29 protein-coding genes and 1 pseudogene are annotated in these 24898 nt (G+C 34.9%); 24 read left to right on the top strand and 6 right to left on the bottom strand.

Annotated elements, in window-relative coordinates; all coding sequences use genetic code 11:
- Positions 1-102 precede the first annotated feature (102 nt).
- Complete coding sequence (locus BAU28_RS21620) at positions 103-1527, top strand: aldehyde dehydrogenase family protein (protein ID WP_071719927.1); 1425 nt, start codon at positions 103-105, stop codon at positions 1525-1527.
- A 40-nt stretch (positions 1528-1567) separates the two neighbouring features.
- Here the strand turns inward: BAU28_RS21620 and BAU28_RS21615 are convergent, their stop codons facing one another.
- Positions 1568-1963 carry a YueI family protein gene (locus tag BAU28_RS21615; protein ID WP_002171806.1) on the bottom strand — a complete coding sequence of 132 codons (396 nt, stop codon included), beginning with the start codon at positions 1961-1963 and terminating at the stop codon, positions 1568-1570.
- Between the two features lie 237 nt (positions 1964-2200).
- On the opposite strand from BAU28_RS21615, the gene BAU28_RS21610 reads away from it, so the two are divergent.
- A complete protein-coding gene (locus tag BAU28_RS21610; protein WP_083594865.1) occupies positions 2201-3334 on the top strand; it encodes a BA2291 family sporulation histidine kinase in 1134 nt (377 codons plus the stop codon).
- A gap of 33 nt (positions 3335-3367) precedes the next feature.
- On the opposite strand, the gene BAU28_RS21605 is transcribed toward BAU28_RS21610, so the two are convergent.
- Positions 3368-4117 carry a DUF4397 domain-containing protein gene (locus BAU28_RS21605; protein ID WP_071719926.1) on the bottom strand — a complete coding sequence of 250 codons (750 nt, stop codon included), beginning with the start codon at positions 4115-4117 and terminating at the stop codon, positions 3368-3370.
- 809 nt (positions 4118-4926) lie between these two features.
- On the opposite strand from BAU28_RS21605, the gene BAU28_RS21600 reads away from it, so the two are divergent.
- The 10 genes from BAU28_RS21600 (at position 4927) to BAU28_RS21555 (ending at position 14504) form a co-directional block, all read left to right on the top strand.
- On the top strand, positions 4927-6237 hold the full coding sequence (locus BAU28_RS21600; RefSeq protein WP_002171809.1) for an aspartate aminotransferase family protein: 1311 nt from the start codon (positions 4927-4929) through the stop codon (positions 6235-6237).
- Positions 6234-6932 (top strand): acetate CoA-transferase subunit alpha, encoded by a 699-nt coding sequence (gene atoD, locus BAU28_RS21595; RefSeq protein ID WP_071719925.1) that lies wholly within the window; start codon positions 6234-6236, stop codon positions 6930-6932. Before BAU28_RS21600 ends, atoD begins: the two co-directional genes overlap by 4 nt.
- Positions 6917-7579 carry a CoA transferase subunit B gene (locus tag BAU28_RS21590; protein ID WP_002171811.1) on the top strand — a complete coding sequence of 221 codons (663 nt, stop codon included), beginning with the start codon at positions 6917-6919 and terminating at the stop codon, positions 7577-7579. Before atoD ends, BAU28_RS21590 begins: the two co-directional genes overlap by 16 nt.
- Before the next feature lie 15 nt (positions 7580-7594).
- A complete protein-coding gene (locus BAU28_RS21585) occupies positions 7595-8863 on the top strand; it encodes a peptidase (protein ID WP_002171812.1) in 1269 nt (422 codons plus the stop codon).
- Positions 8860-9717, top strand: coding sequence for a putative beta-lysine N-acetyltransferase (gene ablB / locus BAU28_RS21580; protein ID WP_071719924.1), 858 nt, complete (start codon positions 8860-8862; stop codon positions 9715-9717). The genes BAU28_RS21585 and ablB overlap by 4 nt, the downstream gene beginning before the upstream one ends.
- Before the next feature lie 266 nt (positions 9718-9983).
- Positions 9984-11369, top strand: coding sequence for an arginine utilization transcriptional regulator RocR (gene rocR, locus BAU28_RS21575; RefSeq protein ID WP_083594863.1), 1386 nt, complete (start codon positions 9984-9986; stop codon positions 11367-11369).
- Between the two features lie 210 nt (positions 11370-11579).
- Positions 11580-13001: a lysine 2,3-aminomutase gene (gene kamA, locus BAU28_RS21570; protein ID WP_071719922.1), complete on the top strand. Its 1422-nt coding sequence runs from the start codon at positions 11580-11582 to the stop codon at positions 12999-13001.
- Positions 12998-13270, top strand: coding sequence for a YokU family protein (locus BAU28_RS21565; protein ID WP_000995763.1), 273 nt, complete (start codon positions 12998-13000; stop codon positions 13268-13270). Before kamA ends, BAU28_RS21565 begins: the two co-directional genes overlap by 4 nt.
- 72 nt (positions 13271-13342) lie before the next feature.
- On the top strand, positions 13343-13558 hold the full coding sequence (locus BAU28_RS21560) for a YozE family protein (RefSeq protein WP_002171816.1): 216 nt from the start codon (positions 13343-13345) through the stop codon (positions 13556-13558).
- A gap of 283 nt (positions 13559-13841) precedes the next feature.
- Complete coding sequence (locus tag BAU28_RS21555; RefSeq protein WP_002171817.1) at positions 13842-14504, top strand: hypothetical protein; 663 nt, start codon at positions 13842-13844, stop codon at positions 14502-14504.
- A 4-nt stretch (positions 14505-14508) separates the two neighbouring features.
- On the opposite strand, the gene BAU28_RS21550 is transcribed toward BAU28_RS21555, so the two are convergent.
- Positions 14509-14664, bottom strand: coding sequence for a DUF3930 family protein (locus tag BAU28_RS21550; protein WP_002171818.1), 156 nt, complete (start codon positions 14662-14664; stop codon positions 14509-14511).
- Positions 14665-14812: 148 nt separating this feature from the next.
- Between BAU28_RS21550 and BAU28_RS21545 the strand changes: the two genes are divergently transcribed.
- The 5 genes from BAU28_RS21545 to BAU28_RS21525 all read left to right on the top strand — a co-directional run bounded on the left by BAU28_RS21545 (position 14813) and on the right by BAU28_RS21525 (position 17555).
- A complete protein-coding gene (locus tag BAU28_RS21545) occupies positions 14813-14992 on the top strand; it encodes a YozD family protein (protein ID WP_000658452.1) in 180 nt (59 codons plus the stop codon).
- 109 nt (positions 14993-15101) lie between these two features.
- Positions 15102-15284 (top strand): hypothetical protein, encoded by a 183-nt coding sequence (locus BAU28_RS21540; protein ID WP_071719921.1) that lies wholly within the window; start codon positions 15102-15104, stop codon positions 15282-15284.
- Positions 15284-16105 (top strand): serine/threonine protein kinase, encoded by an 822-nt coding sequence (locus tag BAU28_RS21535; protein ID WP_071719920.1) that lies wholly within the window; start codon positions 15284-15286, stop codon positions 16103-16105. The genes BAU28_RS21540 and BAU28_RS21535 overlap by 1 nt, the downstream gene beginning before the upstream one ends.
- Complete coding sequence (locus BAU28_RS21530; protein ID WP_071719919.1) at positions 16087-16842, top strand: sporulation protein; 756 nt, start codon at positions 16087-16089, stop codon at positions 16840-16842. Before BAU28_RS21535 ends, BAU28_RS21530 begins: the two co-directional genes overlap by 19 nt.
- Before the next feature lie 77 nt (positions 16843-16919).
- Entirely contained in the window at positions 16920-17555 is a 636-nt protein-coding gene (locus tag BAU28_RS21525; RefSeq protein WP_071719918.1) for a phosphatase PAP2 family protein, read from the top strand.
- On the opposite strand, the gene BAU28_RS21520 is transcribed toward BAU28_RS21525, so the two are convergent.
- The 3 genes and pseudogenes from BAU28_RS21520 to BAU28_RS21510 all read right to left on the bottom strand — a co-directional run.
- Positions 17545-18426, bottom strand: coding sequence for a cation diffusion facilitator family transporter (locus BAU28_RS21520; protein ID WP_071719917.1), 882 nt, complete (start codon positions 18424-18426; stop codon positions 17545-17547). The genes BAU28_RS21525 and BAU28_RS21520 overlap by 11 nt on opposite strands.
- 429 nt (positions 18427-18855) lie before the next feature.
- A complete protein-coding gene (locus tag BAU28_RS21515; RefSeq protein ID WP_071719916.1) occupies positions 18856-19170 on the bottom strand; it encodes a thioredoxin family protein in 315 nt (104 codons plus the stop codon).
- A 68-nt stretch (positions 19171-19238) separates the two neighbouring features.
- Positions 19239-19487, bottom strand: a pseudogene (locus tag BAU28_RS21510) (site-specific integrase); the annotation flags it as partial.
- 918 nt (positions 19488-20405) lie between these two features.
- Between BAU28_RS21510 and BAU28_RS21505 the strand changes: the two are divergent.
- From BAU28_RS21505 to BAU28_RS21480, 7 genes are all read left to right on the top strand, one after another.
- Positions 20406-20651 (top strand): DUF3947 family protein, encoded by a 246-nt coding sequence (locus tag BAU28_RS21505; RefSeq protein WP_033718933.1) that lies wholly within the window; start codon positions 20406-20408, stop codon positions 20649-20651.
- 182 nt (positions 20652-20833) lie between these two features.
- Positions 20834-21046 (top strand): hypothetical protein, encoded by a 213-nt coding sequence (locus BAU28_RS21500; protein WP_071719914.1) that lies wholly within the window; start codon positions 20834-20836, stop codon positions 21044-21046.
- 49 nt (positions 21047-21095) lie between these two features.
- Positions 21096-21218: a hypothetical protein gene (locus BAU28_RS31340; protein WP_255300234.1), complete on the top strand. Its 123-nt coding sequence runs from the start codon at positions 21096-21098 to the stop codon at positions 21216-21218.
- Positions 21219-21490: 272 nt separating this feature from the next.
- Positions 21491-21787 (top strand): hypothetical protein, encoded by a 297-nt coding sequence (locus BAU28_RS21495; protein WP_244158169.1) that lies wholly within the window; start codon positions 21491-21493, stop codon positions 21785-21787.
- A 63-nt stretch (positions 21788-21850) separates the two neighbouring features.
- Positions 21851-22156, top strand: a complete 306-nt coding sequence (locus BAU28_RS30020) for a hypothetical protein (protein WP_071719912.1) — start codon at positions 21851-21853, stop codon at positions 22154-22156.
- Positions 22157-22706: 550 nt separating this feature from the next.
- Positions 22707-23702 (top strand): glycoside hydrolase family 25 protein, encoded by a 996-nt coding sequence (locus tag BAU28_RS21485; protein ID WP_071719911.1) that lies wholly within the window; start codon positions 22707-22709, stop codon positions 23700-23702.
- 151 nt (positions 23703-23853) lie between these two features.
- Positions 23854-24705 (top strand): peptidylprolyl isomerase PrsA, encoded by an 852-nt coding sequence (locus BAU28_RS21480; protein WP_071719910.1) that lies wholly within the window; start codon positions 23854-23856, stop codon positions 24703-24705.
- The last annotated feature ends 193 nt before the right edge of the window (positions 24706-24898 follow it).

The following is a 24898-nucleotide window of genomic DNA, read 5'->3' as shown; positions in this document are numbered from 1 at the left end:
TGGTAAATTTGGGCTATGATACAATTATATAAGTCAGACCTTTCACTAGGTGAAATAAATGCAATATATTATTGTATACAAATATTCGGAAGGAGAACCATTATGAAAAAGAATTTATATATAAATGGAGAATGGAAATCAGTAGGGACGTATAAACCGTTGTATGCACCATATTCTGAAGAAACATTAGCGGAAATTGCGCAAGGAACAGAAGAGGATGTTAAGGAAGCAATTACTTCAGCTAAAAATGCAATGAAAGAAATGAAAAAATTATCAGCATACGATCGCGCAACTATTTTAGAAAAGGTTGCACAAAAAATGGATGAGAGAAGAGAAGAGTTTGCAGAGATTATTGCAAAAGAAGCTGCAAAACCGATTCGTGCTGCAAGGGGAGAGGTAGATCGCACTGTTCAAACATATAAGTTTGCAGCAGAAGAAGCAAAGCGTATATATGGTGAGACATTACCATTAGACGCTGCACCAGGTGCAGATGGGCGTATTGCATATACAATCCGAAAGTCAATAGGGGTTATCGGTGCTATTACACCATTTAATTTCCCGCTAAATTTAGTAGCGCATAAAGTAGGTCCTGCAATTGCTGCTGGAAATACAATTGTGTTAAAGCCAGCTGATCAAACGCCATTATCGTCTTACGCATTAGTTGAATTATTTGAAGAAGCAGGATTACCAAATGGTGCCTTCAACATTATATCTGGACCAGGCTCAATTGTAGGAGAAGCAATAGTAAAGAGCGATGATGTCGCTTCTATTACTTTTACAGGAAGCCCAAAAGTTGGAATTGGTATTAAGGAAAAGGCTGGATTAAAGCGAGTGACGTTAGAATTAGGGTCAAACGCTGCAGTTATTATTGATGAAGACGTGGAGTTAACGGATGAGATTATTGAACGTGTAAAATGGGGAGCTTTTGTTAACAATGGACAGGTTTGTATTTCGGTACAACGTGTATTTGTACATGAAAAGAAAATGGATGAATTTCTTACGAAGTTAAAAAAAGCGATGGAAACGGTAGTTGTAGGTGATCCGCTCAATGAAGATACAGATGTATCTGCTCTCATTTCGAAAAAAGATGTAGAGCGAATTGAATTATGGGTGCAAGAAGCTATAAAGGAAGGAGCAAATGTTTTATACGGTGGTAAAAAGCGTGATGCAAGGATATTTGAACCAACGGTATTAACAAATGTTCCAGAACATGTGTCTGTACAGTGTCAAGAAGTATTCGGCCCACTTATGACTGTAAATACATTTAAAGAATTTGATGAGGCTTTAGAGCAAGTAAATAATTCGCGCTACGGTCTACAAGCTGGTTTATTTACAAATAATTTATCTAAAGCAATGCATGCCATTGATGAATTAGAAGTCGGTGGTGTCATGATTAATGATATTCCAACGTTCAGAGTAGATCATATGCCTTATGGTGGTGTGAAAGAGAGTGGTACGGGACGTGAAGGAATTAAGTATGCAATAGAAGAAATGACAGAAATGAAATTAGTTTGTATTAAAAAATAAAGTAAAAGGTACACTTGATGAAACAAGTGTACCTTTTATATTACTTCATTTCTTGTTTGAAAATATCATCTTCAACATAAATTTGTTCTTTATCTACAGCAGTGCTATGAGATAGTACTAAACCGATTGGTGTTTCTGTGCCTTTATTTTGAACAATTGTAAAAGGAACATTTTTTTCATTTGCTAATTTAATGTATTTTGATAAATGTGGGTAAGCAATGCTACCATTTAGAAATAGTTGTAATGATTGAGAAGTACGCATAATGCTACCCGTTACTTCTGTATACACATTACTTTGCATTACTTGACCGATTGTTAAAGCGACTTCTACGCGCTCACGTAATGTAGTTAAGTACATATTACGTTCTTCTGGTTTGTTTTGCTTTTGGCCATAAATGCCCTCTTGAAGATAGTCTTCCACATTTTTATTTACCATATTTTTCACACCTTTCACTTCCTATTGTACGCAAGAATTAAAAAGGATGCAAAAAAGTCGTGTTGAATGCGAAAAAACTAAAAAAAGTGAGAAGGAAAAAGGGATATATGAATACAAAGTATAAAATAAGGAAGGGAAAATAAATTTTATCAACAGAAATTAACAAAATGTGACAATAATCTATTAACGAATTGTATTTTTTGTGTTAATATTCAAAATATAAAGGGTATTCGTCGTATGGAAATGGAGGGAATGGAGGTTTTTCCAATCGATAAGGATATTAAAGAAGTATTTTGTTCGCACTTGAAAAACAACAGGCACCAATTCGTAGAGAACTGGAAAAACAAAATGATAATTTCCGAAAAAGATCCATTTAAACACGAAGTAGTTCAAAATGGAGAGAATTTATTAGAGTTAATTATCGAACTTATTATGGAAGATAAAGACATTAATTATCTTCAGCCATTATGTGAGAAAATTGCCATTGAGCGTGCAGGGGCAGATGCGAATATTGGAGATTTTGTCTACAATGCAAATGTGGGAAGAAATGAACTTTTTGAAGCAATGTGCGAATTGGATGTAAGCGCTCGTGAACTGAAACCGATTATGGCCAAAATACATACTTGTTTTGACAAATTAATTTATTATACCGTTTTAAAATACTCAGAAATTATAACGAGAAATTTGGAAGAAAAACAGCAATATATAAATGAAACACATAAAGAAAGGCTTACGATTTTAGGGCAAATGTCGGCTAGTTTTGTGCATGAATTTCGTAATCCACTAACTTCAATTATGGGATTTGTAAAGTTATTGAAGACGGATTATCCTAATCTATCATATTTAGATATTATTTCGCATGAATTAGATCAATTAAATTTTAGGATTTCGCAATTTTTACTTGTATCGAAAAAAGAAATGTGGAATGAATCTGAACGATTTTGGCTTAATGACTTGTTTCAAGATATTATACAGTTCTTGTATCCGAGTTTAGTGAATGCAAATGTTTCAATTGAAAAGAATTTGCCGTACCCAATTCCGCTCGTTGGCTATCGGAGTGAAGTGAGACAAGTAGTTTTAAATATTTTAATGAACTCGATTGATGCTCTTGAATCAATGAAAGAAGAGCGGAAAATTATCATTGATGTATTTGAAGAGGATACAACTATTCGCATTGTTATAAAAAATAATGGGCCTATGATTCCAGCAGAAAATGTAGAAACCATTTTTGAGCCATTTGTAACTACTAAAAAGCTAGGAACTGGTATTGGACTTTTCGTATGTAAACAAATAGTAGAAAAACATAACGGATCCATATTGTGTCGTTCGAATAATGATTGGACAGAATTTCAAATTGCCTTTCAAAAATAAACAGTCTACACCATACGAATGGTGTAGACTGTTTTAATTTGTAAGCATAACGGCCTCTAACTTTGGATCCTCAGTTGAATAACCTACAATTGAAATTGTGTAAATTGTATTTGGTTCAACTTTGAATTTCGGTATGGTTAAAAGTACTTTTTTTGTATCAGCAAGTGAAACTTCAATATCCGCTGTACCGGGGCTAACTTGTAAAAAATCTGTTATTTGTTTAAAGAGTACATTTTCAAATAAATGATCACTATCTTTTAAATCTACATTTACAACTGGGGTATCTGGGGAAAGATGTGCAAATCGTATTTTTGCTTGACCAGATGGTAAATGAGTATTATCAAGAATAGGTTGTAATTGGAGATGATTATCGCTATTGATCGCTGCAAGAGTATAAGTGTGATTCCCCATTATTGGTACTAATGCTGAGAATATTGGAGTTTCGTTTCCGACAGGGACAATATCAATACGGTATTTTCCTTGCACTAAAGATAAATAAGGACTGAATTGTTTAAAAGAAATATTTTTAATCACCTTTTGTCCGTTTACTATAATATCAACGGCTGGTGTATGGGGAGCTGAGTGGAAAATTCTCATATGTGACGGTAAAGTCGCTTCTTGTGAATCTCTTTTTTCATATGCCTGTACAAGTTTTGTAATCGCATCATAGTATTTCATATATAGTTCTACATACTTTTTAGGATTGCGGTATTGATAGTAACGGGCGAGCTGTTCGTAACGTGTAGCCTCTTGTCCATATTTTTCAATTTCAGATTGAGCCATTAACATTCCTCCTTTATCATCATTACAATTATATGCGGAGCGGGAAATGGGTTATGCGAAAAACTTGCTTTTCTAAATGAGAAAAGTTAAGCTAGGGATTTTTTTATTTATAGGCAAACACACATACAAAGTGATAATTGTCCTACATAATTTATAATGGAAAGGTAGTTTGACTTTGATGGAAGGAGTGGCACCTTGGAGGTGGATATCCCGATAGTTATGTGGAATGTAGTTATGGAGGATTTCGTGCTTTAGGCTGTACTACGAATTATGGATTTGCACTATGAGTATTTCTATAAATGTTAGTAATTGTTGTTGGATAAGGTAATAACGGATAAAAGAGCGTCGTGCCGAACTGATTAATGTGGTTAATCGGTTCTTTTTTTATTGTACTAAACAGCTGATATTAAATGTTTAAGTAAGAGTGGGTGTTATCCATGCGTCTAAGTGTATTGTCGAATTTTATTTGAAAATATGCAATATAAAGTAATGGAATAGGAAGGAGAATAACAGGAGTTCCGTCGAAGTTTACACAATGTCAGCAAATGAGGGAAGCTGACATTATATTAAGAGAATAGTTGTTTAGTTGTTTATTTTATATAGGGGAGGGTAATGAAAGCGTATAGGCAAGGGTTGGTCTTTGATTTAAGTTCTGAATTTTCTGTTTTACACTAATATTTAGCACTCATTTGTATATTTTATAATAGTTTTTTGATATGTTCACTGCTTTTGCAGAGAATTCTTTTTTTATGAAAGAAACGTCAATTTTCTTCATATATATATACAAATTGGAGAAATGGGGGAGCGCTATGCGCGATTACTTAATTAAGCCACTTGTTGGTCAGCCGTATCCAATGATCTCACATGGAAAAGGTGTGTACTTATATGATCAAAATGGAAATAAATATTTTGATGGTTCGTCAGGAGCGATTACGGCAGGTATCGGACATGGCGTAGCAGAGATTGCGGAGGTAATTAAAAAGCAGGCAGAGGAAATTGCTTTCGTTTATAGATCACAGTTTACGAGTGAACCAGCTGAAAAGTTGGCGAAGAAGTTAAGTGACTTAAGTGTAGGCGATTTAAACTGGAGCTTTTTTGTGAATAGTGGTACGGAAGCAAATGAAACAGCTATGAAAATTGCAATTCAGCATTTTCAGGAGCGTGGTATTCAAGGGAAACATAAAATTTTGTCACGGTGGATGAGCTATCACGGTATTACAATGGGAGCTTTATCTATGTCTGGGCACCCGCTGCGCAGACAACGTTTCGTGTCTATTTTGGAAGATTACCCAACTGTTCCGGCTCCATATTGTTTTAGATGCCCTGTCCAAAAGGTGTATCCAACTTGTCAGCTTTCTTGTGCGACTGAACTAGAAAGAGCAATTGATCGAATTGGTGCAGAGCATATTGCAGCTTTTATCGCTGAACCGATTATCGGAGCAGCTGGGGGCGCGGTTGTCCCACCGAAAGAATATTATAAAGTAATTAAAGATATTTGTAGTCATTACGATATTTTATTTATTGCAGATGAAGTAATGACTGGGCTCGGTCGTACTGGTGCATGGTTTGCGATGGAGCACTGGGGTGTAGAGCCGGATATTATGACGCTTGGTAAGGGATTAGGAGCGGGTTATACACCGATGGCAGCGACAATTGTAAGTGACCGCGTTATGGAGCCGATTTTACGAGGATCACGTTCTGTTATGAGCGGGCATACGCTAAGTGCAAATCCATTGTCTGCGGCGACAGCTTTAGCTGTTATTGAATATATGGAGAAACATAATCTACCTGAAAAAACAGCGGAAAAGGGAGAATATTTAATAAAAGGGTTACAGAAAGTTCAGCAACAATCGACAATCATTGCCGATGTGCGCGGAAAAGGGTTGCTGATTGGAATAGAATTGCAACCGTTTACAAAGGCGTCGGAGCTCATTTCAGTTGCAGCTAAAAATGGACTTCTCTTATACCAAGCTGTTTCAGGGCAAGCAGGAAAAGAGGATAGTGCACTGCTTGTGGCACCACCAATGACAACTACATATTCCGAATTAGATGAATTACTTTCAATTTTTGCAAAGAGTGTGGAAGAGATGATGCAAAAAGGAGGGCATAGTATCGCATGACAACTATTACAAATACATTTGGTAAATTAAAAGAAATAGAGGAAGTAATTTCTTTGTTCCATGCTGATATGACATTAATGTTTGGGGGATTTGGAGGGATCGGATCCCCTCCATCTTTAATCCAGGCTATTTTAGAAAAAGGAGTTACGAATTTAAATTTAATAGGAAATGATACTGGATTTCCCGATGTAGGAATCGGTCGTCTTGTTACGAATGAAAGAGTTAAATCTTTAGTTACTTCTCATATTGGATCAAATCCAAATGCGGGAAGGCAGTTAAATGAAGGAAGATTACAAATTGAGTTTTCTCCACAAGGAACTTTAGCAGAGCGCATTCGTGCTGGCGGCGTAGGGCTTGGTGGTATATTAGTCGATGTTGGTGTTGATACGATTGTAGAAGAAGGCAAACGCACAGTTGAAATGAATGGAAAGACATATTTAGTTGAAACAGCATTAACAGCTGAAGTTGCAATTGTATATGCGAAAAAAGCGGACCCGTTTGGCAATCTTGTATTTGATAAAAGCGCTCGTAATATGAATCCTCATGTAGCCATGGCTGGGGATATAACGATTGTAGAAGCAGAAGAAATTGTTCCACTTGGAAGTTTAGATCCAGAGGAAATTGTCGTTCCAGGTGTATTCGTAAATTATATCGTGCCATCGGAAGGAGTGAATTGGAAATGGGTATGGGCGTAGAAGTGAGAGATAAGATTGCAAGACGTGCAGCGAAAGAAATTCAAAATGGCATGATTGTAAATTTAGGTATTGGGATTCCATCGCTTGTACCGAATCATTTACCAAAAGATATGAATGTTATGTTTCATGCAGAAAACGGCATTGTAGGTATGGGACCAACGCCTAGTAAAGGGAATGAAGATGAGAATTTATGTAACGCAGCGGGTTTACCAACGTCTCTTATTACAGGAGCGAGTTATTTCGATAGCTGCACAGCATTTGGTATGATTCGAAAAGGCTTACTTGATGTAACGATTCTTGGCTCATTACAAGTAAGTGAAAATGGTGATTTAGCGAACTGGATTGTACCAGGAAAACGTGTTCCGGGTATTGGGGGAGCAATGGATTTAGCACAAAAAGCGAAACGGGTCGTTGTTGTGATGAATCATGTCGATAAATATGGAAATGCAAAAATCGTTTCAGAGTGTACATTGCCATTAACTTCGAAAAAATGTGTAGATTTAATTATTACAGATATGGCTGTTATGGAAGTGACTACGAGTGGACTCGTTTTACAAGAATTAATGGGACCATACACAGTAGAAGATGTAAAACGACATACAGCGGCTGATTTTCATATAAGCTCAAATTTACTAGTAATTGAATGAGGGGAGTTGTAATCTATGGAGCAATTAAAAAAACAAGTTTGTGATTATATTGAGAGTCATGAAGAAGAAAGTGTAAAATTTTTAAAGCGATTAATTCAAGAAAAGAGCGTATCTGGTGATGAAAGTGGTGCGCAGGCAATTGTTATTGAAAAATTGCGTGAGTTAGGTCTAGATCTCGATATTTGGGAGCCTTCGTTTACAAAAATGAAAGATCATCCTTATTTTGTATCACCGCGCACAAGTTTTTCAGACAGCCCGAACATTGTAGCAACTTTAAAAGGTAGTGGTGATGGGAAATCTATGATTTTAAATGGACATATTGATGTTGTACCAGAAGGGGATGTAAATCAGTGGGACCATCATCCTTATAGTGGTGAGAAAATAGGAAATCGTATATATGGCCGTGGAACGACGGATATGAAGGGTGGCAATGTCGCACTTATGCTTGCGATGGAAGCAATTATTGAGTCTCGTATTGAATTAAAAGGCGATATCCATTTTCAAAGTGTTATAGAAGAAGAGAGTGGTGGTGCGGGTACTTTAGCAGCTATTTTACGTGGATATAAGGCAGATGGTGTTATTATTCCAGAGCCAACAAATATGAAGTTTTTCCCAAAACAACAAGGTTCAATGTGGTTTCGCCTACATGTAAAAGGAAAAGCAGCACACGGTGGTACACGTTATGAAGGAGTAAGTGCAATTGAAAAAAGTATGTTTGTTGTAGAGCATTTGAGAAAATTAGAAGAGAAGAGGAATGGTCGAATTACAGATCCGTTATTTAAAGGAATTCCGATTCCAATTCCAATTAATATTGGAAAAATTGAAGGTGGTAGTTGGCCAAGTTCTGTTCCTGATTCGTTAATTTTAGAAGGAAGATGTGGTATTGCGCCGAATGAGACTATAGAGGCAGCAAAAGAAGAATTTGAAAGCTGGATCGGTGAATTAAATGATGTGGACAGTTGGTTTGTGGAAAATCCAGTAGAAGTGGAATGGTTTGGAGCGAGATGGGTCCCTGGTGAGCTAGATGAAGAGCATGAGCTTATTAAGACGCTTCAACATAACTTTGTTGAAATTGAAGGGAACGAACCGATTATAGAAGCATCTCCATGGGGAACAGATGGAGGTTTGTTCACACAAATCGCTAATGTACCAACGATAGTATTTGGCCCAGGAGAGACGAAAGTAGCACACTATCCAAACGAATATATAGAAGTTGATAAAATGATTGCTGCCGCAAAAATTATTGCATGTACATTACTAGATTGGTGTGAGGTGAAAAAATGAAATACTATGAATCTTTTAGAGAACAGACGAAGCACTATACAGTAGAAGGAGTTCTAGACTATTTTAATAAACGTATTAGAGTAGATCACTATACAGGAAATGTTGAAAGTATTATACAAACAATTGACGAATTAGCAGAGAAGCATTCTTTCACTAAATGTATTATAAAAGGAAAGGGAGAGCATGTTTCAACATGGCTCTCTTTCGGTTTCTTATTAGAAGCAACAATACCTCACTATTTTCAAGGACACGATGCGTACTTCTTCGTGAAATATCATAATGAGGAAAGACGAAATAGTATTCATTGGACTGAAGAAGATACTATTTTAAGCGGTGTAAAAGCAAAAGAAGTAAAGGAAAAAGAAATCCCAGAGAAGTTTGTGTTAAGAAAAGCGACCGAAGAAGACGCAGTAGAATTAGCAACCGTCTTTGGAAAGGTATTTGAAGTTTATCCAACACCTTTAAATGAAGCGAGTTATGTAAAGCAGACGATGAAGGAAGACGATACAATTTATTACGTATATGAATTCGACGGACAAATTATTAGTACAGCGTCTGCTGAAATGAATGTGAAAGAAGGAAATGCAGAATTAACGAATTGTGCTACCTTACCTGAATATCGAAAACATGGGTTTATGAAAAGTTTACTAATTAAGTTAGAGGAAGAGCTCCAAGAAAAATCTATTTTTTGTTCCTATACAATTGCTCGTTCGCTTTCTTTTGGTATGAATGCAGCCTTTCATCAACTAGGCTATACGTACACAGGAAGACTTGCGAATAATTGTTACATTTTTGATAAGTTGGAAGATATGAATATATGGGTAAAAGATTTATCCCGCATTAACGGGCAGTAAGACTCCCACCTCAAAATTCGGAGAATGCGAGGAAGTTAGGTGGGAGATCAACTGCCCGTAAACGCCTGATTGGTGCAACTAATAATCAGTGGGGGATGAATAAAACCCCCACTGATTAAAGTTTCACTCTATCTAATTATAAATAGGTAAAAGAAATATATATAATCATAATAAAAATAATAGAACGGAATCGTCATGCTTATAATCGCACAGAGGGATGCCAAAAATTCGGCATTGAATTTGCTGAATTTTTGGCAAAAGGGGGGATGACATTGCTAGCAGTTTCGACACAGGAAGTCATTGAAGCGATTTTGGGCAGTATAGATGAGGCCATACATGCAGTAGATGAGAATGGGATTACAATCTTTTATAATACAGTTGCCGCAAAACATGATGGATCTAAAATTGAGAATGTGCTAGGAAAGCATTTATTAGAAGCATTCCCGTCATTATCAAGAGAAACAAGTACATTGATGAAAGTATTAAACACAAAAAAGCCAATCGTACATCAAGTTCAACATTACCAAAATTTAAATGGGGAAGACGTTTGTACGGTAAATACGACGTTACCTATTTTGATAGATGGAAATATTGCTGGTGCTGTAGAAATTGCGAAAGATTATTCTACAATTCAAAAGCTTACTGATACGATTGTAGATCTACAATCGAAAATAAAACGATCGACTAGCAAAAAAACGGTGAAAAAGCATGTTGCATTCGAGACAATTGTAACTGATGATTCCCGTTTTAAACAGACGAAAGAGTTAGCACAAAAAGTAGCGCCAACCGATGCGAATGTTTTAATATATGGTGAAACTGGAACGGGGAAAGAGCTATTTGTGCAAGCGATTCATGAAGCTTCTAAACGAAAAAATAAGCCGTTTATTGCACAAAACTGTGCAGCTTTGCCAGAGTCGTTATTAGAGAGTTTGCTGTTTGGCACGACAAAAGGCAGTTATACAGGGGCAATTGAACGGGCTGGATTATTTGAACTTGTGGATGGAGGGACATTATTTTTAGATGAACTTAATTCAATGCCGCTTGATTTACAAGCGAAAATGCTACGTGTATTAGAGGATGGGGTTATTCGCCGCATTGGTGATAATAAGACGAGAAAAGTAGATGTTCGTGTTATTACGGCGATGAATCAGCCACCAGAAGTATGTTTAAGAGAAAATAAAATTCGTACTGATCTATACTATCGATTAAATGTGTTTTCGTTATATATCCCACCGCTTCGCGAAAGAACTGAAGATGTATTGTTATTAGCGTCTTATTTTTTGAAAGAATATAATAAAAGTTATAAAAAAGGAGTACTTCAAATTGATAAGGAAGCAAAGGGAAGATTACAAGCTTATCAATGGCCCGGAAATGTTCGTGAATTAAAACATACGATAGAACATGCTGTCATTATTGCGGAAGGAAGTTCATTGACAGCTAATTGTTTACCGCGTACATTTCGGAAAGAGAAAACTCCGAAGAAGAAAAGTATATTACCGCTTAGGGAAGCTCTTCATCAAACAGAAAAGGAATTAATAGATCAAGCGTTAATTGAAACGGAAGGGAATATTTTGCAAGCAGCAAAAATGTTAGGAATTCCGCGTCAAACGCTTCAATATAAACTGAGCAAGTACGACAAAACCGCCGAATAATCGGCGGTTTTTGTGTGTTTGCACCAATAAAAGAGCGTTTACATATATAAAAAGTAATGAATATGATATTATATATCGTTTTAGTACAGCACTTAAAAATATTTTTTTCCTTATGTAATAGGGTACTTCTCACATTTACTTATCAAGAATATAAAGTTGGCATAATTATTGCTTATATAAAGGATGAGCGTATAAAAAGGGGGAATAGCAATGTTACATGATGTATACAAACCAAATCGTCACTGGAAGGATATCGAATTATGGAAAGATGTTACAGAAGAGCAATGGAATGATTGGGTTTGGCAATTAACGAATACGATCAAAACTTTAGATGACTTAAAGAAAGTGATTAATTTAACACCTGAAGAAGAAGAAGGTGTTAAAATTTCAACGAAAACGATCCCGTTAAACATTACACCGTACTATGCTTGGCTAATGAATCCTGATGACCCACGCTGTCCGATTCGGATGCAATCAGTACCGATTTCGGAAGAGTTATATAAAACAAAATATGATTTAGAAGATCCTCTTCATGAAGATGAAGATTCACCAGTTCCAGGATTAACGCATCGTTATCCAGACCGCGTTTTATTCTTAGTAACAAATCAATGTTCTATGTATTGTCGTTACTGTACACGCCGTCGCTTTAGTGGACAAATTGGAATGGGTGTACCGAAGAAACAATTAGATGATGCGATTGGTTATATTCGTGAAACACCACAAGTACGAGATGTATTAATCTCTGGTGGTGACGGTCTTCTAATTAACGATAAAATTTTAGAATATGTATTAAAAAATTTACGAGAGATTCCACATGTGGAAATTATTCGTATCGGAACGAGAGCACCGGTTGTATTCCCGCAGCGTATTACAGAGAACTTATGTAATATTATTAAAAAATACCATCCAGTATGGTTAAATACACACTTCAATACTTCAATTGAAATTACAGAAGAATCGAAAAAAGCATGTGAAATGCTTGCAAATGCAGGTGTTCCAATTGGAAACCAAGCGGTAATTTTAGCTGGAATTAATGACAGCGTTCCAATTATGAAAAAACTTATGCATGATTTAGTAAAAATTCGTGTTCGTCCATATTACATTTATCAATGTGATTTATCAGAAGGTATCGGTCATTTCCGTGCTCCAGTTTCTAAAGGTCTTGAAATTATTGAAGGCTTACGTGGACATACATCTGGTTATGCGGTACCAACATTCGTGGTTGATGCACCTGGCGGAGGCGGAAAAATTGCGTTACAGCCAAACTATTTAATTTCACAAAGTGCGGATAAAGTTGTTCTTCGTAACTTTGAAGGTGTTATTACGACGTATCCAGAGCCAGAAAATTATATTCCAGGAAGAGCAGAAGGCTACTTTAAAGAAATTTATCCGACTTATGAAGAGAAACGTTCTGACGTTGGTATTGCAGGTCTAATGAGCGATAAGAAATTTAACCTTGTTCCAGATGACTTACAGCGTATGAATCGTCGTAAAGATTATGAAGATAATGAAACTCATGCATCTTTAAAAGATAAACGTGATAAGCGTGACCAACTAAAAGATAAAAAGTATCAATCGCAAATGGCTAAATTAGAAGAAAACGACAAAAAAACCGAGGGTGATGCAGTATGAATTGTATGTGGTGTGACAGTACAGAAGCGAAAGAAAGCTTGAATACTGTATATTGGGAATTACCAGATGGTACGAAAGCCATTGAAATCCAAGAGACACCATGTATTTCTTGTTCCTCATGTGGTATGGACTATCAATCAGACCATACTGTAAAAGAAATTGAAGATCAGTTATTTTTAATTTATACGAAAGACTTGCCAAAACAACTAACATATGAAGAGTTGATGGGAAGGCCACGATTATTAAAAAGGAATTATTTCGACTTTTAACCAGCTTTTATGCTGGTTTTTTTCTTTTTTGCCTTGTATAATGTACCCAAGTTAGAAAGGTAGGGAATATTTTTGAAAAAGACATTTTACCATTATATGATGAAGCACCGTGCAGCTTTATTTAGAAATGAAATATCAGATTTAGCAGAGGCGATGTATGATGATTTAAGTTTTCCGAAGCAATCTGAAGACTATGATGAAATTAGTTCATACTTAGAGTTAAGTGGAATGCTAGAAAGTATGTCTATATTTGATGAAGCATGGGATTTATACATACAAGAGAGATAACGATATTGAAGTGTTATGTAAATGAAAACATAAGGAATACCTTACTTTTAGGAAGTGAAGTATTCTTTATGTTTTTTTATTTATAATACGTCTTTTTGTTAGGACATAAATGATTAATGAAAGCTAGTATAAATACTAGCTTTTTTGAGTTAAATACAAATTCTACTTGTTTATATTTTTTTATCGAAAAAATTTCCGAATATAAGCTTCTGTGATAAGCGTTTTTATGTAGGTTGCATATACTGTTATCAAAATCACGACGTCAAAAAAAGGAGAGATATAGATGGCAAGAAAAAAACAACCTAAATATAACGTAGGGGACATAGTCGTGATTACGCTATATGGGACCGTTGGGAAAATTACAAATATGAAGATTTTAGATGGTGTTTATGTATACGAAGTAAATAATCATGATGGATTTTATGTAGAGCAAACTCTGCAGCATGTGACGGAGCAAGAAATGAAAAAGGGCGACACAGAGTGGATTGAATTAAATTATAACTTTACGTTTGGTGATCTCGTGCAAGTAACTGGATATGATAAAGATGTTTTTCGTATTGTTGGTTTTCGTACAGAAGTCTGGAGATATAAAAATGATGCATGGGAAGATACAATATATGAATTGTCACGAATTACTGATGGTGAATGGTTAGAGGCTGATGAGTCAGATTTAACATTACTTGCCAATGCTCAAACGGCAAATGCAATTTTGAAGAAAATGAAACAAGATAAAGCTGGTATGAATAAATTAGATTTAGGAAAATTGAAATCAATTAACAATTCGAAAAAAGTGAGTGTTAAGACGAATCGCCAAGAAATTATTGATGGGTTATTAGATATTTATAATGATTATCAATTATTATTCGATACATTTAAAGATGAAGAATATAAAATTGTAATGGATGTTGTTCATAATTATTTAGTTAAATTGACAGAGAAAAAATAGTTAACTAGAAAGAGAGAATAAATTGAACAACAACATATGCAGTGTAAGGTATGCCTACAACTATTAAAAAAATAAAAAGCCATTTAATAAGAGAGTCTGCCCATTTATCTTCATGCATGAACTCTTCTTTTGTTTGCTCTACTTCATATTGGTATTCCATTATTATTTCCCCCTTTGAATAGCTTGTACTAACATCGTATGCACCTCGTCCACATGATATGACCTATAAAAAAGAAAAACTATTTTTCTAATCTCATATACATAATTTTGAGATTTTTTCATAAAACAGAAATAAAGGAGTGATGCTCATGAAGGAAATTGAAGTCGTAATTGATACGGAAGAGATTGCGGAGTTTTTTTATGAGCAACTAATTGAAAGAGGATACGTTCCAAAAAGAGAAGAAATCGAGGACCTGGCAGATATTACATTTGAGTATTTATTAGAGAAATGCATGATTGATGAAGTATTTGATGAAGAGGAAGATTGAAAGTAACGGCGGGCTCAACTCGTCGTTTTTTACTCTTTACAAACTTGTCACAAATATAGATAAGAATTATTGGTATAATTAAAAAAAATTTTATTCAAGAGGTGAAGGGATGTTCAAAAAAATTGTTGATTCTATATTAGGAAAGAAAAAATATCGTTCGTATTCGAGTAGTGATTATCGCCATGGAGGGCGCTCTTATTCAAGTAGCGACTATAAACGACGTTCGTCTGGTTATGGGCACCATCATTATAAAAGAAAACGCAAAAGCCGTAGCTTCTTTTCAAGTAGCTGATGAAATGGCGTCGTGTACTAGCTTTATTTGATAGACCACTGCGAAAAAATACAATTGTTGCAGAGCGTTATAACATTGAATCAGTAATTGGAATGGGTAGCTATGGGGTTACATACGTCGTTAATGATTTGCAAATAAATAGAAATAAAGTCTTAAAACAATTGAGACAAAGTAAACAAAGATATGAGTCTGGTAGAAAATCATTTGAACAAGAGAAATTGATTTTACAAACATTAAATCATGCGACAATTCCTAGTCTACATGATCATTTCATATGGGAGAAAAAGAACTTTCTTGTGATGGAGTATATGCCAGGTAAGAATTTTGAAGATTATATTTTCCTAGAGGGTCATGTATACAAAGAACGTGAAGTTTTTGAAATTTTATATGAAATATTAGGGATTGTTTCGTATTTTCATAGTAAAGGTATTATTCACCGAGATTTACGCATTCCGAATATATTAATGAAAGAAAATCAAATTAGTATTATTGATTTTGGATTGGCTAAATTTAAAGGTGAAGGTGATGAGCGAGCTACCATTTATGAAGGTGAACAAGCTTTGATGCGAGAAGTTCAGTTTCGTAGCGATTTTTATGCGCTCGGTCATTTCGCGTTATTTTTATTGTATGCTGATTATGAATCTACTGCAAAACATGAAAAACCATGGTTTGAAGAGTTAGTGTTGGAAGAATATAATCGTGAAATACTTATGCGAATGTTACAAATGAAAACGCCGTATTATGAGAATGTACAAGATTTGAAAAAAGATGTAGCTTACGCTTTAGAAAGGATGGAGACCCCATGTTTCAAAAGTTTTTAGCAAGCGTTGGTATTGGTAATGCAAAAGTAGATACTGTTCTTGAAAAAGATGAACATATAGTTGGAGAAGAGATTGTAGGGAAGGTTCATATAACTGGAGGATCAGTTAGCCAAAAAATTGAAAGCATTTACTTAACGTTATCGACATCGTATGTACGAGAAGTGGATGATAAAAAAGTGACGACAACATATGATTTAGAGCGAGTTCGTTTAACAGATCCATTTTCTGTAGAACCAAATGAAAAAATAGAAATTCCATTCTCGTTTCCAATGCCAATTGAAGCACCACTTACACTTGGTATGAAAACGGTTTGGGTTCATACGGGTCTTGATATTAAAAGAAGTATTGATCCTAGTGACCGTGATTACATTCAGGTGCTGCCAAATGTACTATTAAATAGTGTTTTAGATAGTGTAAATCAATTAGGTTTTAAAGCGCGTCATATAGAATGTGAAGAATTGCCGTATCGTTTACGTAATCAAGTTCCATTTGCGCAAGAGTATGAGTTTATTCCAGTCTCAGGTGAGCATTATGGAAAATTAGATGAATTAGAATTATTAATTTTGCCACGTGCTCACAACCGATTAGAAATTATTATGGAAGTAGATAGAAAATCACGTGGACTAGCTGGTTTATTCGCAGAAGCGCTAGATCTTGATGAGAAGGTTATTCGCTTTACAGTAACAAGCGAAGATATTCCGACGATGCAGCAAAAAATTAACAATTATATTTTTTAATAAACTATGCATAAAAAAGAAATGGTGAGGAAAACTAAAACAACCGCTCCATTTTTTTGCATAGTGAGGTTATGTATGTGAAACGATATCGACATTTATACTTGTTAAGTTGTACACTACTCATTTGTTTTGTCGCACTATCACTTTCGTATCATACCGCTTGTATTGAAAAATTTGATAATGTAGTCGCACACTTTATTCAAAGTTTTCGAAACGATTATTTGACAGCCTATTTTACTTGGGTGTCCTTTATCGGTTCAAAAAGAATATATTTCCCGTTACTCATTATACTCGTAATGTATTTTCTTGTTAGAAAAAAAATATTAAGTGCATTGCTTCTAACAATTAATTATTACGGATCTCGTTATTTGAACAGTATGCTCAAATTATGGTACGAACGAGCAAGACCGGATGTGTCACAGCTTGTTACAGCAACTGGATATAGCTTTCCGAGCGGTCATACGATGAATGCTACTGCCTTTTTAGGATTTATTGCATACGTCACAATTACAGAAGATCGTATTTCATTGCATAAAAAGTTGTTGATTATTTTTATAGCAAGCTTTGTTGTATTATCTATTTCAGTTAGCCGAATTTACCTTGGTGTTCACTATCCATCTGACATACTAGCAGGGTGGGCAGCGGGCGGTAGCTGGCTCGTTTTATGTGTTATATTTCATAAGGCGTTCATTAAAAAAGAACCTATGTCATAATAGGTTCTTTTTGCATGGGCTCCACATGAATGTGAGCATGGTAAATTTCGAATTTTTTTCGAAGCATATCTTCAATATTTTCAGTAATGCAATGGCTTTCGCTAACATCCATTTGAGCATCTACCTCAATTGTAATATCTACATACGTTTGATTCCCATACATACGAGCGCGAATATCTACAATATGTTCTACACCTGAAATATGCCCTACAGCATCAGCATATTCATCCATTTTATCAGGATCAATGCCATCCGTTAGCATATGGGAAGCTTCTACGAAAATTTCCCATGCAGTCTTACAAATAATAAGACCAACAATTAAAGCAGCAATGGGGTCTAAAATAGGCATTTTGAACTGTGATCCGACTATACCTACTACTGTACCAATACTTACGAGTGCATCGGATAAATTATCTTTTGCAGCGGCTTCTAACGACTTACTCTTTGTTTGAATTGCAATCTTTTTCGTATACTTATATACGCCGTACATAACGACAGCAGAAAATAAAGCAGCCCATGCAGCAAGTACATTAGGTGCTGCTTGTTTCGGATTGAAAAATGATTGAATGGCACTAATGACAACTTCTAATCCGACTGTTGCCATAATAAAAGAAGCAACAAGTGATGCGATTTGTTCTGCACGGGAATGCCCATATGGATGATCTGGATCACGAGGCTTACGAGAAATTTTTAGACCGATTAATATAGCTAAAGAAGCACCGATATCCGTTAAGTTATTCAAACCGTCAGCACGTAATGCGCTAGAGAGGGTAATATAACTGATGATGATTTTCATAGAGGATAAACATATGTATGCCATAATGCTGACAATAGCACCTTTATCAGCTTCTTTATGAGAAAGAGAATCCATTTTAATCACTCACCTTCCTACAAGGAATTTCTTTCTATAAATAGAGTATCAAATGAAAGTCGTGTGGGTCTATACAAACATTGTTAACGTTTTATAGCTTTTTAAGTAGGGGATAACAAAGTTTCGCTAAGGAAAAATATGTTGAAAAGTACAAAGTGGAAAGTTGTTAAACAATTAATGATGAATAGGGCATAAGGAAGGAGTGGTGCCAATAATGATTCGTATTAATACCATTCGTATATATTTTTCTCAAAATGATGGTTTGTAATTCCCCGGAGGAAGAGTATATAAGAAATGATAAAAAATGATTTCTTGAAGTAGAAGAGGAGAAAAGCATTAATATATGTTCATTTACATGAAAAATACGAAAGAACATTGTGAAAACAAATAAAAAACCTCTGAAAAATTATCCAGAGGTTTTTTCGTTTCTTAGTAAGCTTCTAAAAACTCAGTAACTTGCTCTTCAGTTTTTGCATTTGCACTATGTAAGTGACCTAGCTTTTCGCCATTTTGGTATACAAGTAAGCTTGGAATACCCATTACTTGATACTCTTCAGCAATACTTGGTAACTCATCTTTATTAATAGAATACCATTCAAATTTATTGAACTCTTCCATTATATCTCCGATAAAGTTGTCCATACGCACGCAATCTGGGCACCATGTAGTAAAGAACTTAACAACTACTGGCTCCTCGCTTGCGATGATGTCTTTGAATTCCTTTTCAGACTTGATTTCTCTCATGTTTTTGACTCCTTCCATTGTCATACGGATATGCTAGTATTTTTATGCAAAATCCGTATTTGCAAACATTAGTGTTTTTGAAATAGATTGTTTGCAAAATCTTCGACTGCTTTTTCTTGTAGGCCTGGTACAACATGTGAGTAGGTGTCTAATGTGATACCTACTCTTTTATGTCCTAATCGTTCACTAACAATCTTCGGATGAATACCTTGTTGCAACATTAATGTTGCATGGGTATGTCTAAGATCATGGAACCGAATATCAGGAACCCCACTTTTCTTTATAAGCTTTTTCCAGAGCTGTGTCAAACTTCTGAAATATAATTGCCATCCTTATTGGGAAATTGCTTATTTCGATGATGAGGGTAATGCGGTCCGGAGCTATCAAAAAGGAGAGTACGCGATGTAAAGAAAAAAGGACAAGCAGTCGTACCTGCTGTCCTTTAATAGGAGAAAAATTATTCTGGTTTAGAACTACGAATAAACAGAAAATCTGCTTATAACCAGTGTTGTCAAAGATGTAAAAATCTATGCAACAAAAAAGCTTAGTCGGAATTCAAAATACCAAAATGGCTTGCATTGGTAAACAGGCTCAAAAGTAGTATATGTAAAATGAAAATTCTCATACAAAAAGCAGACAATAATTTTTGTTGTCTGCCAGCGATTCGAATGAGCTAGTCAATTGTGATAAATTGCTGTCCCATTACAAGAAGAGTGAAGCTGCTAGTTCAAACAGCTTGTAGGTAGTGTTTTCGATACTTTAAAAAATATACAGAGAAAGCAGATAAGTGATAAACCTACCTGCTTCTGCTGTAATATAAGAAAGAAGTACCAGCCGTGGATTAAGCGGCTTGGAAATAGTATGTATTGATTTCAAAATATTATTCAAGGAGTGAAGTCAGGTGGAATGTATCGTAAACGGTGTATATGAAATCACTCAGTTATTTTGTGAAGCAAAAGAGAAAAATAATGAATAAAAGAGAAAATCCCTGCGGGGACAGGGATTTTATAGGAGAGATATTGTTGTCGTGCAATGTCGAAATTTGGCGTATTCGACGAATTAATATTATCACGAGTTTTCAAGTGATAGTGATGGTTGATGTGTCAAAAATGTGTACGACTTTCATATAAAAGCGTTATTTGAATAAAAGCTAGTGGACTATGTTTTAACACTCACTGAAATTAATACGCATAACATACTTTGTAATAACTTATTTGGAAGTGAGTTGAATAATAATGTTTTATTCATATTTTAGTCCCCGAGCTAGTATGCGTCCGGCGTATGGTACTACTGGTATAACATATAGTGGGGCACAAAGTACAATTCAAGCTGTTCAACAAGCGTTACAAGCACAGCAACAAATGCAACAAGGTATACAACCGTATTATTCATTTATGGAGTATTATCACCCAGTGCATCATATTACGCCATACGGAATTTCTTTTTCAACAATTCCATATGGAACTGTATACAATTTATAAAAATATGCGGCGTAATAAAGTTGAGTATTTAAATAAGGGCGCAAGTAAAGAGCGCCCTTATAAGAAATGATTCGTGTCTGATGAATTAGTATTCAATATATAATTCCTAATTTTTAATGTGTAACAAAGATTAATATAAAAATTTCATTTTGTATTAGTTTGGAACACAAAAAGAGCACTTAATAAAGTGCTCTCGTGACGAGACTATTTTCTCAAAGAAAGGAATACGCCATATCATAGGTACTAATTTCTTGGTCCATAACATCTATTATTTAGTTGTAGGTAAAGAATTTCATTTTAATATGTGGTCTCCCATTATTATATTTAGTATCGTATTTATTTCGGGCTTCGCGTATATGTTGAAGAAGGGTCCAGATATACTTATTAATGATTAATTCTATAGTCACTTCGTTAGGCGCTGCTGTGAACTAGGTGGCGTCTTGTTTGTTGTTAAGGCAAGATAAGAGAAAGAAGCAAATGGAATGGGAAGCTAGAGAAGAGCGACTAGAGTTTGTAACAAGGGAGTCCGATGAGCATCTTGATAGGAAAGGGAGGGGGAAGGAATGAATGAGTGGGTTTGGGTGATCTTTAGTGTTCTGTGTATTATGGGAGTCTAGATGGTTCTTGTTAGCATAGTATGTTTTTCATTATTTTGCACCTTAGAAATGAATCCGTTACAATTACAGACAGTCGTTTTAAAATTATTAAAATCAAGATTTTCATTAACAAATCCTTATTTTCCAAAAAAATTATTCTAAATAGAAGTGAAAAATAGGGGTTTGCCTTAAACATTTATTATAGTCAGGAATATGAGTATAGAAACAGATCTGATTTTTGTAATGACGGAGGGAATTGCTGTGGACATAACTCAAAGTGTGGCAAGAATAGTGGTTAATGGGAAAGACCTTCCGTTCACCTCAGTTAGAACTTCTGTATGGAATAATGGACCTGCAAATGATTTAATAATTTCGACGAATCAGAGAGTGAATGAGCTTTATCAATTTATGTGGTCACAAGTACCAGTTACGCTCACAATGTATTTTCTTCAAGGGGCGGACTTAATGAGATTTGCTAGGATTGCTGGGATTAATGAAAGCGTAACGGGAGAATATATATATCATTTCATTTGGGGATAAGACGAATTTAAAGTAGCCTAACAGCTGCTTTTTTATTTTATAGAAGAGATAGATTATCGTGAGGTGGGTGAATGGCAAGGGAATACGCAAAACACTTTTACAAATCAACAAGGTGGAAAAAGTGTCGGGAAAGTGTTAGATGAAAATATTGTAGAGAAAATAATAAAACTCAGATTCACTGGCATGAGTACAAATATGATAGCTAGAAAACTTGATATATCACGCGCAACGGTAAGATACCGTTGTACAAAACATGATCTTGGAGGGGGCATTGCACATAATCCTTTTGTAGATGAAGCATGCGATAGATTCATAACTGGATTTAACAAAAGACACGGTAACAGATTCATATATGTATCTGGATTTTAAAATAGTGAGTCTTCTGTATACATAAATAAGTGGAAATTGTAATGAAATAAGCCTTTAAAAGGAAATTATAAAGAGGCAGCTTTAATTATTTAGCTGCCTAGTTACAGGGAGATTGAAAAATATTGGAGGTCAGTCATGAGTGTAAGCTAAAATAGCTTACATATAGTATGCACATTATTTATAGTTTTATTCCGATATTTATAAACAGTAAGACAGCAACCTCAAAATTCGGCAGAAGTAAAAAAGCTATGTAGGAGCCCTACTGCCCGTAAAGGTCCGATTTGTGTGAGTTATAATTCGTGAGGGATAAAAGACCCTACTGATTATAGTTTTACGTTATTAGTAAAAGGCTTTTAGTTTAACTTCCAAGAAGTATGTAAGAAAGTTGAAGTTATCTTTTTAATATAAAGAAAAATATTCTAGATAGGTTGTATATTTTGAAAAAATGATGAGATTATATTTATTTATCTTATAGAGAGTTGGTATTAGGCATATGGGTCTAACAATAAAACAAGCTTTGAATTTAATAATAAAAAGGAGTTGATTAGTAATGGGTTATATTGTAGATATTTCGAAATGGAATGGAAATATTAATTGGGACATTGCAGCGTCTGAGCTAGATTTAGTTATTGCTAGAGTACAAGACGGCTCGAATACGGTGGACTTTATGTATCAAAGTTATGTAAATGAAATGAGGAAACGTAGTATACCATTTGGTAATTATGCATTTTGCCGTTTTATATCTATTTCAGATGCAAAGAAAGAAGCGCAAGATTTTTGGAATCGAGGCGATAAATCCGCTAAATTTTGGGTGGCAGATGTAGAAGTTCAAACAGTGGTAGATATGCAGAGCGGGACGCAGGCCTTTATTGATGAATTACGCCGATTAGGTGCGAAAAAGGTTGGTTTATATGTAGGGCATCATACGTATGTATCCTTTGGGGCGCGTAATATTGATGCTGATTTTATATGGATTCCTCGTTACGGAGGGAATAAACCAGCATATCCATGCGATATTTGGCAATATACTGATTCAGGAAATGTTCCTGGTATTGGGAAATGTGATTTGAATCAATTAATTGGAAATAAGGGTCTTTCTTGGTTTATAGGTACAAATCAAACAAATCAAACTAGTATAGAAAATATAAAGCTATCAAATGGAATTGGTATTGCTGTTTCAAAATATGCTGATGGATACGGTATTAATCTATATGAAGATCCTGCAAATCCACAGTTTACAGGCAGAATTACGAAAAAAACCCCATATTTAATCTTTAAAGGTTATTGGGGAGGCGGAGAAAAAGATATGATTTGTTTAGGCAGTGAACAACAATGGGCCAAGCTAGAGCATTTTAATATACAATGGTTTTATGCTTATTCAAAATACGCACCTGGATATGAAATTAGAACGTACGATGGACCAAATGGAAATGATACAGGAGCGGTTGATGGGAAGGTACCTTATCGCATTTGGAATCGTCAGGATGGATATGTAGATATAGGTGGGAATAAATGGATTAAAGAAGAGCATGTGCAGATTAAATGATGTTAAAAAAAGTCGGCTCGCAAGCTGCTGGCTTTTAGTATTTAATAAAGCTTTTTTCTGATATGAAAATATATACTTACGGAAAACACATTGATTTCACAATAACAATATATAGTTCTTCATATACAATTATTAAAGTGAGGTATTTGAATTGAAAAAGAAAAAGCTTTTAATAGGAACTATTATTACATGTATGGCGCTAGCGTTGTCAGCATGTGGTTCCTCAGATAACGTTGCAACATCAAAAGTAGGAAACGTGACAGAGAAAGAGTTAAGTAAAGAATTAAAACAAACATATGGAAAAAGTACTCTATATCAAATGATGTTAAATAAAGCATTGCTAGATAAATACAAAGTTTCAGATGAGGAAGCTAAAAAACAAGTAGAAGCAGCAAAGAATCAAATGGGTGATAATTTCAAAATGGCTTTAGAACAAGCTGGACTGAAAAATGAAGATGAACTAAAAGAGAGAATGAAGCCAGAAATTGCACTTGAGAAAGCGATTAAAGCGACTGTTACAGATAAAGATGTGAAAGATAACCATAAGCCAGAAATGAAAGTAAGTCACATTTTAGTGAAAGATGAAAAAACTGCGAAAGAAATAAAAGAGAAATTAAATAATGGAGAAGATTTTGCTGCTCTAGCTAAGCAATATTCGGAAGATCCTGGTTCAAAGGAACAGGGTGGAGAAATTGCTGGTTTTGCTCCTGGTCAAACTGTGAAAGAATTCGAGGAAGCTGCGTATAAATTAGATGCAGGACAAGTAAGTGATCCAGTAAAAACATCGTACGGCTACCATATAATAAAAGTGACGGATAAAAAAGAATTGAAACCGTTTGATGAAGTGAAAGATAAAATCCGAAAAGATTTAGAACAACAAAGAATACAAGATACAACAGGTAAATGGAAACAACAAGTAATCAATGATCTATTGAAAGAAGCGGATATTAAAGTAACAGATAATGAATTTAAGGATACATTTAAATTCCTAGAAAATAAATAAGGTTAAGAAGAAAAAAACAGAGGTTTAGCATAGTGCTAGATTTCTGTTTTTTAATTTTTAATAGAAAAGGGAACTCATATAGAGTTCCCTTTTCTAGTTAGTGTGTGAGTTATAAATAGATAGTAAGACAATACAATATTACATTTAAATATTAAGAATTACAATAGAAAATTATGGGTAGAAACGAAAAATA

It is taken from the genome of Bacillus paramycoides (genome assembly GCF_001884235.1).
Taxonomy (GTDB): domain Bacteria; phylum Bacillota; class Bacilli; order Bacillales; family Bacillaceae_G; genus Bacillus_A; species Bacillus_A paramycoides.
The sequence above is the reverse complement of the archived record's forward strand: the minus strand, read 5'-3'. Positions and strand labels throughout refer to the sequence as shown.

Bases quoted from the DNA above. Each gene is read 5' to 3' on its own strand.
- BAU28_RS21620 (WP_071719927.1), top strand. From the start codon at position 103: ATGAAAAAGAATTTATATATAAATGGAGAATGGAAATCAGTAGGGACG.
- BAU28_RS21615 (WP_002171806.1), bottom strand. From the start codon at position 1,963: ATGGTAAATAAAAATGTGGAAGACTATCTTCAAGAGGGCATTTATGGC.
- BAU28_RS21610 (WP_083594865.1), top strand. From the start codon at position 2,201: ATGGAAATGGAGGGAATGGAGGTTTTTCCAATCGATAAGGATATTAAA.
- BAU28_RS21605 (WP_071719926.1), bottom strand. From the start codon at position 4,117: ATGGCTCAATCTGAAATTGAAAAATATGGACAAGAGGCTACACGTTAC.
- BAU28_RS21600 (WP_002171809.1), top strand. From the start codon at position 4,927: ATGCGCGATTACTTAATTAAGCCACTTGTTGGTCAGCCGTATCCAATG.
- atoD (WP_071719925.1), top strand. From the start codon at position 6,234: ATGACAACTATTACAAATACATTTGGTAAATTAAAAGAAATAGAGGAA.
- BAU28_RS21590 (WP_002171811.1), top strand. From the start codon at position 6,917: ATGGGTATGGGCGTAGAAGTGAGAGATAAGATTGCAAGACGTGCAGCG.
- BAU28_RS21585 (WP_002171812.1), top strand. From the start codon at position 7,595: ATGGAGCAATTAAAAAAACAAGTTTGTGATTATATTGAGAGTCATGAA.
- ablB (WP_071719924.1), top strand. From the start codon at position 8,860: ATGAAATACTATGAATCTTTTAGAGAACAGACGAAGCACTATACAGTA.
- rocR (WP_083594863.1), top strand. From the start codon at position 9,984: ATGACATTGCTAGCAGTTTCGACACAGGAAGTCATTGAAGCGATTTTG.
- kamA (WP_071719922.1), top strand. From the start codon at position 11,580: ATGTTACATGATGTATACAAACCAAATCGTCACTGGAAGGATATCGAA.
- BAU28_RS21565 (WP_000995763.1), top strand. From the start codon at position 12,998: ATGAATTGTATGTGGTGTGACAGTACAGAAGCGAAAGAAAGCTTGAAT.
- BAU28_RS21555 (WP_002171817.1), top strand. From the start codon at position 13,842: ATGGCAAGAAAAAAACAACCTAAATATAACGTAGGGGACATAGTCGTG.
- BAU28_RS21550 (WP_002171818.1), bottom strand. From the start codon at position 14,664: ATGGAATACCAATATGAAGTAGAGCAAACAAAAGAAGAGTTCATGCAT.
- BAU28_RS21545 (WP_000658452.1), top strand. From the start codon at position 14,813: ATGAAGGAAATTGAAGTCGTAATTGATACGGAAGAGATTGCGGAGTTT.
- BAU28_RS21540 (WP_071719921.1), top strand. From the start codon at position 15,102: ATGTTCAAAAAAATTGTTGATTCTATATTAGGAAAGAAAAAATATCGT.
- BAU28_RS21535 (WP_071719920.1), top strand. From the start codon at position 15,284: ATGAAATGGCGTCGTGTACTAGCTTTATTTGATAGACCACTGCGAAAA.
- BAU28_RS21530 (WP_071719919.1), top strand. From the start codon at position 16,087: ATGTTTCAAAAGTTTTTAGCAAGCGTTGGTATTGGTAATGCAAAAGTA.
- BAU28_RS21520 (WP_071719917.1), bottom strand. From the start codon at position 18,426: ATGGATTCTCTTTCTCATAAAGAAGCTGATAAAGGTGCTATTGTCAGC.
- BAU28_RS21515 (WP_071719916.1), bottom strand. From the start codon at position 19,170: ATGAGAGAAATCAAGTCTGAAAAGGAATTCAAAGACATCATCGCAAGC.
- BAU28_RS21505 (WP_033718933.1), top strand. From the start codon at position 20,406: ATGTTTTATTCATATTTTAGTCCCCGAGCTAGTATGCGTCCGGCGTAT.
- BAU28_RS21495 (WP_244158169.1), top strand. From the start codon at position 21,491: ATGACGGAGGGAATTGCTGTGGACATAACTCAAAGTGTGGCAAGAATA.
- BAU28_RS21485 (WP_071719911.1), top strand. From the start codon at position 22,707: ATGGGTTATATTGTAGATATTTCGAAATGGAATGGAAATATTAATTGG.